Annotated in this window: 14 protein-coding genes; 9 read left to right on the forward strand and 5 right to left on the reverse strand. The window is 33.7% G+C overall.

Going from position 1 to position 15,027, the window contains the following annotated elements:
- Positions 1-25 precede the first annotated feature (25 nt).
- On the forward strand, positions 26-868 hold the full coding sequence (locus HT586_RS04970) for a DUF4064 domain-containing protein (RefSeq protein WP_203546415.1): 843 nt from the start codon (positions 26-28) through the stop codon (positions 866-868).
- A gap of 20 nt (positions 869-888) precedes the next feature.
- Here HT586_RS04970 and HT586_RS04975 read toward each other — a convergent pair whose 3' ends face one another.
- Positions 889-1,500, reverse strand: a complete 612-nt coding sequence (locus HT586_RS04975; protein WP_203546416.1) for a YktB family protein — start codon at positions 1,498-1,500, stop codon at positions 889-891.
- Positions 1,501-1,634: 134 nt separating this feature from the next.
- Here HT586_RS04975 and HT586_RS04980 point away from each other — a divergent pair, with 134 nt between their 5' ends.
- Entirely contained in the window at positions 1,635-2,456 is an 822-nt protein-coding gene (locus HT586_RS04980) for an inositol monophosphatase family protein (RefSeq protein WP_203546417.1), read from the forward strand.
- Between the two features lie 300 nt (positions 2,457-2,756).
- Here the strand turns inward: HT586_RS04980 and HT586_RS04985 are convergent, their stop codons facing one another.
- Both HT586_RS04985 and HT586_RS04990 read right to left on the reverse strand, forming a co-directional pair.
- Complete coding sequence (locus HT586_RS04985) at positions 2,757-3,323, reverse strand: hypothetical protein (RefSeq protein ID WP_203546418.1); 567 nt, start codon at positions 3,321-3,323, stop codon at positions 2,757-2,759.
- A gap of 165 nt (positions 3,324-3,488) precedes the next feature.
- Complete coding sequence (locus HT586_RS04990; RefSeq protein WP_096076881.1) at positions 3,489-3,674, reverse strand: DUF5325 family protein; 186 nt, start codon at positions 3,672-3,674, stop codon at positions 3,489-3,491.
- 116 nt (positions 3,675-3,790) lie between these two features.
- Here HT586_RS04990 and typA point away from each other — a divergent pair, with 116 nt between their 5' ends.
- Complete coding sequence (gene typA / locus HT586_RS04995; RefSeq protein WP_096076880.1) at positions 3,791-5,635, forward strand: translational GTPase TypA; 1,845 nt, start codon at positions 3,791-3,793, stop codon at positions 5,633-5,635.
- Between the two features lie 3 nt (positions 5,636-5,638).
- Positions 5,639-5,980 carry a YlaH-like family protein gene (locus HT586_RS05000; protein ID WP_096076879.1) on the forward strand — a complete coding sequence of 114 codons (342 nt, stop codon included), beginning with the start codon at positions 5,639-5,641 and terminating at the stop codon, positions 5,978-5,980.
- A gap of 57 nt (positions 5,981-6,037) precedes the next feature.
- On the opposite strand, the gene HT586_RS05005 is transcribed toward HT586_RS05000, so the two are convergent.
- Positions 6,038-6,514, reverse strand: coding sequence for a hypothetical protein (locus tag HT586_RS05005; protein WP_203546542.1), 477 nt, complete (start codon positions 6,512-6,514; stop codon positions 6,038-6,040).
- 118 nt (positions 6,515-6,632) lie between these two features.
- On the opposite strand from HT586_RS05005, the gene HT586_RS05010 reads away from it, so the two are divergent.
- From HT586_RS05010 to HT586_RS05020, 3 genes are all read left to right on the forward strand, one after another.
- Positions 6,633-6,908 (forward strand): Fpa/YlaN family protein, encoded by a 276-nt coding sequence (locus tag HT586_RS05010; RefSeq protein ID WP_096076877.1) that lies wholly within the window; start codon positions 6,633-6,635, stop codon positions 6,906-6,908.
- Between the two features lie 50 nt (positions 6,909-6,958).
- Positions 6,959-8,146: an FtsW/RodA/SpoVE family cell cycle protein gene (locus HT586_RS05015; protein WP_203546419.1), complete on the forward strand. Its 1,188-nt coding sequence runs from the start codon at positions 6,959-6,961 to the stop codon at positions 8,144-8,146.
- A gap of 227 nt (positions 8,147-8,373) precedes the next feature.
- Positions 8,374-11,811 carry a pyruvate carboxylase gene (locus tag HT586_RS05020; protein ID WP_203546420.1) on the forward strand — a complete coding sequence of 1,146 codons (3,438 nt, stop codon included), beginning with the start codon at positions 8,374-8,376 and terminating at the stop codon, positions 11,809-11,811.
- Between the two features lie 31 nt (positions 11,812-11,842).
- Here the strand turns inward: HT586_RS05020 and HT586_RS05025 are convergent, their stop codons facing one another.
- Positions 11,843-12,751 (reverse strand): COX15/CtaA family protein, encoded by a 909-nt coding sequence (locus HT586_RS05025; protein ID WP_099580738.1) that lies wholly within the window; start codon positions 12,749-12,751, stop codon positions 11,843-11,845.
- Positions 12,752-12,998: 247 nt separating this feature from the next.
- On the opposite strand from HT586_RS05025, the gene cyoE reads away from it, so the two are divergent.
- Both cyoE and coxB read left to right on the forward strand, forming a co-directional pair.
- Positions 12,999-13,922, forward strand: coding sequence for a heme o synthase (cyoE, locus tag HT586_RS05030; RefSeq protein WP_133353519.1), 924 nt, complete (start codon positions 12,999-13,001; stop codon positions 13,920-13,922).
- 31 nt (positions 13,923-13,953) lie between these two features.
- On the forward strand, positions 13,954-15,015 hold the full coding sequence (gene coxB, locus HT586_RS05035) for a cytochrome c oxidase subunit II (protein ID WP_133353518.1): 1,062 nt from the start codon (positions 13,954-13,956) through the stop codon (positions 15,013-15,015).
- Positions 15,016-15,027: the final 12 nt, after the last annotated feature.

Raw genomic sequence — 15,027 nt, forward strand, 5'->3', positions numbered from 1 at the left:
AATAAAGCTATAAGGAGATGAACATATGAGTCGTAGAGAATACACACAAACAGTTAAACCTGTAAGCCGCGTTCCGGAAAAAATCTTTGGTTGGTTAGCTTGGCTACCATTACTTGCACTATCAATCTTTGGTCTTTATCAATTATTAGTGAATGGTAATAATCCGGAGTTTGTGACACAGTTAAAAGAAGCATTGAATAATGAATTAGGAAAAAATCCTGATTTGCAGAATTCATTAAATGAAGCAAATATGTCAGTTGATGAATTAGTTCCTTTAATGATTAAGAGTGTATGGGGCATTATAGCATATACTATTTTACCGTTATTATTTGGTCTAATTGGATTACTTAAAATGAAAAAGCGTATTTTAGCGGGAGTTATGTTATTACTAGCAGGATTATTTACTGCACCATTATTCTTAACTATCGTATTAGGATTTATCCCTTTATTTTTCTTTATCGCAGCAATTTTATTGTTTGCGCGTAAAGATAAAGTAATTACTAATAATGATTTTTATGAAGATCATCGTGAAGTAGAAACTGTTGAAAGAAAACGTAACGTTGCACCTGATTATGTGGAACGTGATGAAAATATCGAACGTGAACGTAATAACGAATACGTATATGATGCAGATGTAACGAAAGAACGTGAAGTTAACTATAACAATCGTACAGTTGAAGCTGATCGTGATACTGTAATCGAGCAGAAAGATCATTCAAACGTTGATCATGATTTCAACGTTTCAAATGAGCGAAACACATTTGATAATAATCATGATGGTGACCGTGACCGAGTAACTTATGTAGATAAAACAAAAGATGCGGTTAACGAACGCCGTGATAATTATAATAATAATCGTAACCAATAAAAAACGCCCTAGGGCGTTTTTTATTGATATAAAGGTAATAATTCAAAGTATGTTTTCTCAATTTCCTGAATAAATGCTTTATCCGATTTTAATGCAGCATCACCAGGATAAAATACTTTACCAAACATTAATTCACCTTTTTTGACATTGATAAGTCGATTGATATAAGCTTCGATATCATTCTGCTTTAAATCTTTAATGACATCATAATTTTCTTTCATATGATCGCCTTTAATGATATATTCATCACCTAATTCTTGAATTGTTTTGATTTGTTTCTTCCATTTTTTCGCCATACGGTCCTTATCAGGAGACTCATATATAACTCCGAATAATACAAATGCGTGACTGCCAAACAGTCCAATTTCGAAATGTGGCAACATTTTATAGCCCCGTTTATTCGTAGCAAAAGCAACCCATGTATCATTTGGGGGATTAGTCTTTCTGCGTAGATGTTTGGCAACGTGCGGATAGAAAGTTTCATCTGTATGTTCACTTAAATACGCACTAAAATGTTCTCCTAAAGCTTCTAACTTAGGTCGCGTCGTTTCTATCAATGCTTCCATACGTGGTGCAAGTCCATCAATATTAAAAACATCGAAATCTTTTTTTGTAAAAGTATATTTAACCATAGTAACCTCGCTTATTTTTAATTTAAATTCATTTGAATTATGATAATTACAACATTACATGAAAAAACATAATGATAAAACATTTTTGCATATATTTATTCTTGTGTATAATATATTGAACAGGAGGAGTGCATATGGAACTTTATAATTTTTTAATAGATATCACATTGCAGGCTGGAGAAAATATCCGCAAGCAATTAAATGAACCACTTTTAATAGAAACAAAATCAAACCCAAATGATCTTGTTACAAATATGGATAAAGCAACAGAAAAATTTCTTTTTGATCGTATACAAATTAAATATCCTGACCATAGAATTATTGGTGAAGAAGGTAGTGGAAAAGATATAGATGATTTAAATGGTGTCATCTGGATTATAGATCCAATAGATGGGACTTTGAATTTTGTCCATCAACAAGAAAATTTTGCGATATCTATCGGGATATTTATTGATGGTGAAAAATATGCTGGTGTTGTTTATGATGTTATGCGTGATATATTATTTGAAGCACGTGCAGGACATGGTGCATACAAAAACGGTGTAAAGTTAGAAAATCTAACAGAAACACCACTCGCGACGTCTATTATTTCTATGAACCCAAATTGGTTAACAAAAGATTTTACGCGTGATATTTATATCCCGCTTGTCAGAGATTCACGCAGTGCAAGAAGTTATGGTTCTGCTGCATTAGATTTTGCTTATGTAGCATCAAACAAGATAAATGCATATATTACACTTCGACTACATCCATGGGATTTCGCTGGCGGATTAATTATTGTCGAAGAAGTTGGCGGTGTCGTTACTAACCAGTTAGGTGAAACGGTTGATCTATTAACTGCTAATTCAATCGTCGTAGCGAATAAGACACTACATGCTGAAATAATGAATGATTATCTTAATCCTTTTAAACTTGAATTAGAAAAAATACATCAAGGCAGATTTTCTAAACGATAATTTGGTTTAATTGCTTCTTTTTGGATTTCGGAAAAAGTTTTTGTAATTGATAATTCGTAAAGAAATAATCAGAAAATCTTTGTATTTTCGCCTTAGTGATGGATTGATCGGGGTGTAATTGTATTAACGCATTCAAAGTATAGTTAAAAATTTCATCGATAGTATGTATCGTCTGACATTGACCGCAATATGCAAGTGATTTGTATTTTGAAATGTGATTTAATGCTTTACATTTTGGGCAGACGATGCCTGTACTATAAGCAGATTGTTTTATAATGATTGGCTCAATATGTGCACTTTTTAAGTACTCACTGTTCTGAGTGCTTTTTTTTTATTCATTTTGTTGATTTTTTTAATATATGGAATGATATCGTGTCTAAAAAGAAATGGATAGTGATCAGAATTGGAATCAAGTTCAAACGTTTCATCCATGCACACACACTTAATATATATTGGTAAATGTTTGTATTTAGTATCTAATATTGAATATATTGAATATTTTACGCAGTTTAACTGCAATATATCCAACTGCGGCTGTTCAGTAATGTAGTGCGCAAGAATGCCTTCATTATTAACATAATGCGGTCCTGAATAATTGTTGAGTTTAAAAAGATAAATTGCAGATTCAGATACTAATATGACGTTAATTAATGCATCAACATGATAATCTGAATAATTAAATTGCCATATCATATCAAAACAATCGGTGTTTAAATGATTAAGAAAAGTTTCAAATTCAATTTCTAATCTTTCGGTATTACGCAGTAATGCTAATCTCTCTAACTGTTCTTCAGAAAATTCAATTCTTCCTTCTAAAACTTCTAAATAAGCAAGATGTTTATTCTTTTGTCTTGGTTTTAATATCATGTTATCACCTCTATATAGAATCAATACAGTCATAATATAATAGACGATTGAATTGTGTGCAAATTGCATCATTTCAAATTTTTAATAAATATTTGTTCAGAAAATTAATTTTGACTCGAAATATAAGAAAAACTGCAAAGATTACTTTGCAGTTTTACAAAATTACTATAACCAATCATTTTTTCGGTATTGACTTTTTAGTGTAAATCCATATCCAAAAGTTACTGTGAATAAAATAATTGATATGACGATTAATAAATAATTTAATTCAGCTAATCCGATGCTGAAGAGAATTAACATTAACACAGCAAAAATTGCTAACAGAAAAAATGGTAACTTACTTTTTTTCAAAAAAAACACCCCTTAAATTTTGAATCTGGAATTTATCGATATATAATTAACCTATAATATGTTATAATATCACAGTTACATAATAAACTGTAGTTCGATTAAGGAGAAACAAATTAATGACAAATTTTAGAGAAGATGTTCGTAATATTGCAATTATCGCCCACGTTGACCACGGTAAAACTACCCTTGTTGATGAATTATTAAAACAATCAGGCACATTCCGTTCAAATGAACACGTTGAAGAACGTGCGATGGATTCGAATGATATCGAAAGAGAACGTGGTATCACGATCTTAGCAAAGAACACAGCAATCGATTATAAAGGAACGCGTATCAACATTCTGGATACACCAGGGCATGCTGACTTCGGTGGTGAAGTAGAGCGTATCATGAAAATGGTAGATGGTGTATGTTTAGTTGTAGATGCATACGAAGGAACTATGCCTCAAACACGTTTCGTATTAAAGAAAGCATTAGAACAAAACTTAAAACCTGTAGTAGTAGTAAATAAAATAGATAAACCTTCAGCAAGACCTGAAGAAGTTTTAGACGAAGTATATGATCTATTTATTGAATTAGAAGCAAATGATGAGCAGTTAGATTTCCCTGTAGTATATGCTTCAGCTATTAATGGTACTGCTAGCCTTGATGCGTCGACTCAAGATGAAAACATGCAAAGCTTATACGAAACGATTATCGATTATGTACCAGCACCAGTTGATAACCGTGACGAGCCATTACAATTCCAGGTCGCTTTATTAGATTACAATGACTATGTAGGTCGTATCGGTATCGGTCGAGTGTTCCGTGGAACGATGGAAGTAGGACAACAAGTTTCATTAATAAAGATTGACGGAACAATTAAAAATTTCCGTGTTACTAAAATCTTTGGTTTCTTCGGTTTAAAACGTGTTGAAGTTGAAAAAGCATATGCTGGTGATTTAATTGCCGTATCTGGTATGGAAGACATTAACGTAGGTGAAACTGTTACGCCTGTAGATACACCGGAAGCTTTACCGATATTACGTATCGATGAGCCTACATTACAAATGACTTTCTCAGTAAACAATTCTCCGTTTGCAGGTAAAGAAGGTAAATTTGTTACTGCGCGTAATATTCAAGATCGTTTAGAATCACAACTTGAGACAGACGTATCATTACGCGTTGAGTCTGTTGGTCCTGATAGCTGGACTGTTTCTGGTCGTGGTGAATTACATCTATCTATCTTAATTGAAAATATGCGTCGTGAAGGATTCGAATTACAAGTTTCTAAACCAGAAGTTATCGTAAAAGAAATTGATGGTAAGAAATATGAGCCATATGAACGCGTTCAAATTGATGTACCGGAAGAAAATACTGGATCAGTTATTGAATCTTTAGGAACACGAAAAGGTGAAATGGTTGATATGGTTAACAGTGGTAATGGTCAAACACGTTTAATCTTCAACGTACCTGCACGCGGATTAATCGGTTACCGTACTGAATTCATGTCAATGACACGTGGTTATGGGATTTTAAACCACACATTTGATGAATACCGTCCATTATTAAAAGGGCGTATCGGCGGACGTCGTAACGGCGTATTAGTTTCTATGGATAAAGGAGTAGCTTCAACATATGCTATCTTAGCTCTAGAAGATCGTGGTGTAAACTTTATGGAACCGGGTACTGAAGTATACGAAGGTATGATCGTTGGTGAAAACTCACGTGATAATGACTTAACAGTAAACATTACTAAAGTTAAAGCTGCAAACAATATCCGTAGTGCTACTAAAGAACAAACAACAACGATGAAAAAACCGAGAACTTTAACGTTAGAAGAAGCTTTAGAATATTTAAATGACGATGAATTAGTTGAAGTTACACCTGAATCAATTCGTTTAAGAAAGAAAACATTAGATAAATCTCAACGTGAAAGAGAGCAAAAGAAAGCAAAAGCAGCGATGCAAGAGGAGGAGTAATCAATGAATTTTATGATCGGCAATGCGCAAGTCAGCGTAGATCCTGAACAAAGAATGTCATTTCTTGCTAAACTTTTTGCAGTTGATAAACATCCAGAGACTGGAATGTGGTATTTGCTGATTGCGATATTTATATTAAGTGCAATAGTTTATAATTTAGGATTTGCGAGAAAATTAAAACCTTGGCAAAACGTGATCATATATATTTTATTATTCCTGGGCTGTATTATATTAAACTTCCTGGCAGTATTTTTACCTGTCGGTGAAAGTTTAATCATTGCAGCGATTGTACTTGGATTGTATCGATATCGATTGCATAAAGAGCGACAACAAAAAGAAGCTTAAGACGAATGTCTTGAGCTTCTTTTTGTGATAATAAATTTCGAATGATTATCTTATAAATTAAATTAACGCAATACCTGTAACGTGTTTCATGATTAATTTAAGTTCGTCGTTATATAAATAAGCATCAACCATGCCATCGTCGTATAAACGTTTACCGTCTTTAGAAAACTGGAAGTATAGTGTCTTCAATTCATCTAAAGTAATTTGCACTTTAGTATCTTCATTCGATAATTCGACTTTTGTTGCATCACTATCTAGTTCTGCATTAATAATAAATGAATGCATATTCATTAAGAAAGTACCTTCTAATAATGCTTGTTTCTTAAATTTCTTTTCAGAAACAAGAGTCGGAGGTTTTGAACCACCTTCTAAAATTTCACGGTTCCATTCATAATTATCCTCGAAGCTTATTTCTTCTTCACCTGAAGATTTACCTTGTAAAAGCGCTTCCATTTCAACTTTGCGATCATCAAAGATAAAAGTAGATGGATCTAATGTAATATTGAATTTTACTTTCCCTTTAATCTGTATAATCATACTATCACCCTTTCATATTTATAATACCATATTCTATTTAAGTAAATGCTTGATTTTTAAGGACTTGTCATATAGAATTTTAAAGTATAAGAATAATGAAATGAAGGTGTATGCTATGCGTGACCATTTAGATTACAAACAAAAGGCATATGACCAGCTCAATCAAGATGCAGAGAAAATTTTGCAGTTGATTAAAGTTCAAATGGACAATTTAACAATGCCACAATGTCCTCTTTATGAAGAGGTGTTAGATACACAGATGTTCGGTTTAAGTCGTGAAGTAGATTTTGCAACACGTATCGGATTAATTGAAAAAGATGAAGGCAAAAAGATTTTATCTGCTCTCGAGAAAGAACTTTCTAAATTACATGATGCCTTCACAAATGTCTAAAGTCTAGAGCGTTTGCTTTAGACTTAATTTTATTTCAGGAGCGGATTCTTTTGAAACACATAAGAAATTTTATCGAATACATAAAAGATTATACAAAGTACGTAGATTTCCCTCTACTCTTGAGTTATGTAGCCCTTGTTTTGATTGGTCTAGTAATGATATACAGTGCGAGTATGGTCGCTGCAACGCGCGGGACGTTGACAGGTGGTATACCTAAATCACCAAATTATTTTTATATACGTCAATTAGTGACTATTATTTTAAGTTTTGGAATCGTCTTTTTTATGGCATATTTCATGTCCATAAAAATCATTAAAAATAAACGTGTCCAACAATTTTCGATCATTGTGATTATGATTCTATTACTTTTTACGCGTTTATTTGGCGTAGAAGTTAATGGTGCAAAAAGTTGGTTGCCTCTTGGTTTCATGCAGTTACAAACTTCAGAATTACTAAAAATTGTTGTAATTATTTATTTAGCCTATATTTATGATAAGAAAGAAAACCTGGAAAAGATGAGCTGGGATATTATAGCGCCACTTGTTCTGGTAGGTATATGTGCAGGGCTTGTAATTATCCAGAATGACTTTGGCTCAACGATGATAATATTAATGATTATCGGATGTATCTTTTTATATTCAGGTATCGCATTTCGTGCCATGATGATTATGATTGGTTTAGTAAGTGGGGCGGTTGTACTTATTATGACCGGAATGTTTTTAATCACTGGTAAGCTATTAGCGACGCACCAACAACAACGTTTTGAAGTGCTTGCAAATCCTTTTAAAGATGAAGAAGGCGCAGGTTATCATTTATCTAACTCTTTAATGGCAATTGGTAATGGAGGGATATTTGGTAAAGGTTTAGGAAATGGCGTAATGAAGCTAGGTTATCTTCCTGAACCACATACAGACTTTATTTTTGCAGTCATTTCTGAAGAATTAGGGCTCGTTGGTGTCATTATCATTATTTCATTATTATTCTTTATCGTATATAAAGGATTTATGTATGCCGCACTTGCAGATACTGTTTTCTATAAGCTTATTTGTGTTGGTGTAGCGAGTTATATCGGAATTCAGGCTTTTATTAATCTTGGAGGTATATCTGGCTTAATTCCATTAACAGGTGTTCCTCTTCCATTTTTAAGCTATGGTGGATCAAGCTTGTTAAGCTTATCGATAGCGGTTGGATTACTATTAATGGCTGCAAAAGATGTGAAAAAGAAATCATTAGAATAATAAAATTTATTCAAAAAAATGAATACGTTTACAAGTATGCATGTGTCTTTTGACACATGCATTTTTGATTTAATCATTGATGTAAAGACATTCTATGAGTATAACACATTACAATATTAGTATGGCGTAAATGAATATTTTATATATAATATAACTTAACAATATTAATTCATTAAATGATTGTATATAATGTATGTGAAAAGAATAACATAATGAGGAGGAAATGTATGAAACGCATTAACAAGTTACTTGTAGCAAATCGTGGGGAAATCGCAATAAGAATTTTCCGCGCAGCAACCGAACTAGATATACCAACTGTAGCAATTTATTCTAAAGAAGATAAAGGTTCTCTTCATAGGTACAAAGCGGATGAGTCTTATTTAGTTGGTGAAGATATTGGTCCGACTGAAAGTTATCTTCATATCGAACGAATCATTGAAATAGCAAAAAAATGTGGTGCTAATGCAATTCATCCTGGTTACGGCTTTTTAAGTGAAAATATGACTTTTGCTGAACGCTGTGCAGAAGAAGATATTATCTTTATTGGACCAGAAACGAAACATTTAGATATGTTTGGAGATAAAGTTAAAGCCCGTGCGACAGCAGAAATGGCAGAATTACCGATTATTCCTGGTACAAAGGATGCTGTTACTTCTTTTAAAGAAGTAAAGCAATTTACAGATTTATATGGTTTCCCTATTATTATTAAAGCCATTTCTGGTGGGGGCGGAAAAGGAATGAGAATCGTTAACAATCAGGAAGAACTAGAAGAAGCATATCAACGTGCACAGTCTGAGGCATTAAAATCATTTGGTAATGCAGAAGTCTACATTGAGAAATATATCGATCAGCCAAAACATATTGAAGTTCAAATACTTGGTGATATGTATGGTAATTTAGTTCATTTATTTGAACGTGACTGTTCAGTACAGCGTCGTCATCAAAAGGTAGTTGAAGTTGCGCCTTCTGTTGGTTTAGATAATGATTTAAGAATGCGCATTTGTGAAGCTGCTGTCAAGTTGATGAAAGAAATTAATTATGTAAACGCAGGAACTGTTGAATTTTTAGTGAGCGGGAATGAATTTTACTTTATAGAAGTTAATCCTCGTGTACAAGTAGAGCATACTATAACTGAGATGGTAACGGGTGTTGATATTGTCAAAACACAAATATTAATTGCTGATGGTGAGAACATGCATGACGAGCGCATCGCTATGCCTATGCAGAAGGATATTATTACGTTAGGTTATGCAATTCAGTGCCGTGTTACGACTGAAGATCCCTTGAATGATTTTATGCCAGACACAGGAACAATTATGGCATATCGCTCTACTGGAGGTTTTGGTGTGCGTTTAGATGCCGGTGATGGTTTTCAGGGAGCAGAAATATCTCCATATTATGATTCATTACTTGTAAAAATTTCTACACAAGCGATTACTTTTAAACAAGCTGAAGAGAAAATGATACGTTCATTACGAGAAATGCGTATTCGTGGTATAAAAACGAACTTACAGTTTTTAATTAATGTCGTAAAGCATCCTAAGTTTGTGAGTGGCAATTATACGACAAAATTTATCGATGATACACCAGAACTATTTGAGATTAAAACACCGCGTGACCGTGGTACGAAGACATTAGAATATATTGCAAATGTGACTGTGAATGGCTTTCCTGGTGTTGAGAAAAAAGAAAAACCTAATTTCGAGCCACTATATATCGAAAAAATAGAACCGAGTCCAGAATCAGGAACTAAACAGTTATTAGATTTGCATGGACCTGAATATGTTAAACAATGGTTGCTTGATCAAAGAGACGTGTTAATTACGGACACTACTTTCCGTGACGCACATCAATCATTACTTGCAACACGTGTCCGTACGAAAGATATTTTAGAAGTAGCACCGATGACTAGTCATTATCTTAAGGATAGTTTTTCTCTCGAGATGTGGGGAGGAGCTACATTCGATGTAGCGTATAATTTCCTGAAAGAAGATCCGTGGCAACGTCTTGAGCGATTACGTAACGCTATACCGAATATTTTATTCCAGATGCTACTCCGTGCTTCCAATGCTGTTGGATATAAAAATTATCCGGACAATGTAGTAACAAAATTCGTTGAGGAAAGTGCAAAAGCTGGAATAGATGTCTTCAGAATATTTGATTCATTAAACTGGTTAGATCAAATGAAAGTGGCCAATGAAGCGGTTCTGAATGCCGGTAAGATATCTGAAGGTGCAATTTGTTATACTGGTGATATATTAAATCCAGAACGTTCAAGCATTTATACGCTGGATTACTATAAGAAAATGGCAAAAGCTATGGAGCGTGAAGGATTCCATATTTTAGCGATTAAAGATATGGCCGGTCTGCTAAAACCAGAAGCTGCATATGAGCTTGTAAGTGAATTAAAAGCAACAGTAAATATGCCGATTCATTTGCATACACATGATACGAGTGGAAATGGTGTAATGCTCTATTCAAGAGCTATAGAAGCTGGAGTTGACGTCGTAGATACAGCACTCGGAGCAATGAGTGGGTTAACAAGTCAACCAAGTTCCAATACATTATTCTACGGATTAAATGGTAAAACACGTCAAATGAGAGCTGACATTGATGGTATGGAAAAATTATCGCATTACTGGGAAGGCGTACGTCACTACTATAAAGACTTTGAAAGTGATATTAAATCTCCACATACAGAAATATACAAACATGAAATGCCTGGTGGTCAATACTCTAACTTAGGGATGCAGGCAAAGAGTTTAGGTTTAGGAGATCGTTTTAGTGAAGTTAAAGATATGTATAGACGTGTTAATTTAATGTTTGGTGATATTGTTAAAGTTACACCGTCATCTAAAGTAGTAGGAGACATGGCCTTATACATGGTTCAAAATGACTTAGATGAAACGTCAGTAATCGATCGTGGGGCATCATTAGATTTTCCGGAATCAGTTGTATCGTTCTTTAAGGGTGAGATTGGCCAACCAGTGAATGGTTTCCCGGAAGCACTTAAGAAAGTAGTACTGAAAGATATTGAAAGTATCGATGTTCGTCCTGGTGAATTATTAGCACCGATTGATTTCGATTTGTTACGTAAAGAACTTGAGGAAAAACAGAATAAACAGGTAACAGAACAAGATATTATCAGTTATGCCTTATATCCAAAAGTATATGAACAATACATTACAACAAATGAAAAGTTTGCAAATGTATCGCTACTAGACACACCAACATTCTTCTATGGAATGCGTAAAAATGAGAAAGTTGAAATAGCTATTGATGAAGGTAAAACATTGATAGTGAATTTAATCAGTGTAGGACATGTTCATGAAGATGGATATAGATGGGTATACTTCAACTTTAATGGTATGAGTCGTAAAGTATACGTTAAAGATACAAACGTTGAACCAAGTCTAGCTACGATTCCTAAAGCAGATCCCAAAAATAGAAGTCATATCGGAGCACAAATGCCTGGAACAGTCGGTGACGTAAAAGTAAAAGAAGGTGATGTTGTAACTAAAGGCCAATCATTACTTATTACTGAAGCGATGAAGATGGAAACGACAATCCAAGCACCATTCTCAGGTACTATTGACAAAGTTTATGTTAATACGGGAGATAGTATACAAACGACAGATTTATTAGTGGAAATTTCAGAAGCTTAAAAAATAGAAAAAAATAACCTGCCGTGGCAGGTTATTTTTGCGTTGCACGAGAAATGAGAAGTAAGAAATAGCACAGCAACCCAAATAGTAACGTAATAAATAATGCATGTAATAATGCCACATATAAATTTAGCATCGTAAATATTGACAACGCACCTGTCGTTACTTGTAAACAAATTAATAAAAATGCGATTGAGTATCCGTATTTAATAACACGATACTGACTATAATTTTTTACGGCATGGTAAACAACGTAACTTAACCATATAAATAAGATAAAAGCTAGTGTACGGTGACTCATCTGTACCCATTCAAAAAATGTTTCGGGCAAACCGATTTGTCCTTGTTTACAAAGTGGCCAGCTCAGACAAGCAAGGCTAGCTTTTTCGTGACGTACAAGGGCGCCACTATAAATTACAATATAAATAAAGCTTGTTAAAGCTATTGTATGTCTTCTTAAATGAGAATGTATCACTAATTTTGTAGCGTCGAACTTTTGATCTACTTCAAATATTAATAATGTGAGTAAAAACACAGAACTAAAACTAATTAATGAAATTCCGAAATGTAATGCTAATACAAATCCATTTTGTTGCCAGATTACAGCAGCTGCACCGATTAAAGCTTGTGCAAAAATAAAGCCGATACTCATCCAGCATAAAAACTTTGTTTCTCTTTTATGACCAATATATTTAATGCTTAAAACAACAAGCCATGTTACCGAAATCAAAGCAAGTCCAGATACACCACGATGTGCGAGTTCAATCAATGTTTCCATAGGAATATGTGTCGGTACAAACTTACCATGACAAAGTGGCCAGCTATTACCACATCCGTCAGCAGAACCCGTCTTTGTTACTAGCGCACCACCGATTTGTACTAGTATCATCAGTACGGTCGTAAACAAAGATAACCATTTTAAATTCTTTTCTTTTAACAAATACCTTCACCTCTAATTATCATTATGCACGTTAAATGTAAACTTTATTACATCGCGACTTCAGTATATACTTAAGATATAGTATAACAATCTAACCTTAAAGTAAATGTGTCACATTCGTGAATTATTTATAAATGTAGAGAAATAGAAAAATGTCACAATTTAATTTCGAAAATGTATAGAAAATGTGACAGTTTTCATATATTATTGTTATTATATGCGTTAGTATTGTTAAAGGAGGGTGAAAATGCAAAATGAACAAGTCTTAAAGAGCGTCAAATCAGTTGAACAAACACGATTGACATTTAAAGATGTCAAAGCAATTGTCAAACTTGGTCTCGTTCAAGGAAATTTGATACCGACGTTTGCGGGAGCATTTCTTGCTATCATGATGACACAACGTTCATTTTTAAATAGCATTCCTGAATTATTAACGATGCTTACGGGATCTACACTTATTATGGCAGGAAGTTGTGCATTAAATAATTTTTATGATCAAGATATTGACCGCATTATGCCAAGTAAACAGGAACGGCCAAGTGTTACTGGGAAAATTGCTTCTCAATCACTATTCCAGCTAAGTTTATTATTGATGTTCATCGGAGAAGTTTTACTTTTCATGATAAATGTTGAAACAGGAATAATCGGATTCTTAGGGATATTTGGTTATGTGGTGATGTATTCTGTTTGGTCTAAACGTCATTTAGTGTCAAATACTATAATAGGTAGTTTTCCAGGAGCGATTCCACCACTTGTGGGTTGGGCTGCAATTGATCCTAATCTTTCAAAAGTAGCATGGATGTTATTCGTCATTATGTTTATTTGGCAACCTGCACATTTTTATGCGCTGGCTATAAAACGTAAAGAAGAATATGCTATGGCGGGGATACCGATGTTGCCATCTGTTAAAGGATTTGAAAGAACTAGACTTGGAATGCTTTTCTGGGTTGCTTTACTTCTTCCAACACCATTTTTAATGGATGAACTAGGAACTATTTTTATAGTACTTGCAACAATCTTAAATCTAGGTTGGCTTTTGCTTGCTGTATCAGGGTTTAAGTCAAATGTTAAAGAAAACAGATGGGCAATGACAATGTTTATTTATTCTTTAAACTATTTGATGATCTTTTTTGTTATGATAGTAGTAGTTACATTAATTCAAATGATTTGATTATGAATGGTGAAAGAGGGGTTAGAATTTAATGAAAAACAAATTTAAGAATGTAAAGTTGATGGGCTTAATTTCATTATTATTAATGACTTTAGCAGGTTGTGGTGAACCACATTTATCAGCTCTACGTCCAGCAGGGGAAGTTGCAAAAGATCAATTCAACTTAATGATGTTAGCGGTTTACATCATGCTATTTGTTATTGCAGTTGTTGTCGTTATTTTCGTTTTAGCAGTTGTAAAATTCAGACGTAGTAAAGTTGGAGAGGATTTTGTACCGAAAGATGTGCACGGTAATCATAAGTTAGAGATTATCTGGACAACTATTCCAATTCTTTTATTATTAATTTTAGCAATTCCAACAGTTATGCTTACTTTTAAATTAGCTGATACGAAAGCTATGGACAAAGTAGATGCAAAAGGAAAAAATAAAGAAATCGTAGTCGATGTAACTGCAAATCTTTACTGGTGGGAATTTGAATATCCAAACCAAAAGATTGTGACAAGCCAAGAACTTGTTGTACCAACGGATACAAAAGTTTATTTCAAATTACATTCAGCAGATGTTAAACACTCATTCTGGATTCCAGCAGTTGGTGGTAAGATGGACACGAATGTTGAGAACATCAATAAATTCTATTTAGTATTTGATGGTGATAAAGCTAAAGATGCTAAAAATATGTTCTATGGTAAATGTGCAGAGTTATGTGGACCTTCACATGCATTGATGGACTTTAAAGTTAAAACAATGTCTAAAGATGATTTTAAAACTTGGGTATCTAAAATGCAAGATGTGAAAAAACCTGTAGCAACAACTGATGCTAAACAAGGTGAAGAAGTATTTAAACAATCTTGTCAAGGCTGTCACGCAGTAACGCCAACTGGTAAAGGAGCAAAAGGTCCTAACTTAACAACTTTCGGAGAAAGAACAACAGTTGCTGGCGTATTAGAACATAACGAAGAAAACTTAAAAAAATGGATTAAAGATCCTGAAAAATACAAACCAGGAAATAAAATGACTGGGGCGTATAAAGTATCTGATTCAGACATCGATGCATTAGCTAAATACTTAATGGAACGAAAAGTTGAAGAGTAATAAATAAAGGGA

This window comes from Macrococcoides bohemicum (assembly GCF_016865215.1).
In the GTDB taxonomy this organism is placed as follows: Bacteria; Bacillota; Bacilli; order Staphylococcales; family Staphylococcaceae; genus Macrococcoides; species Macrococcoides bohemicum.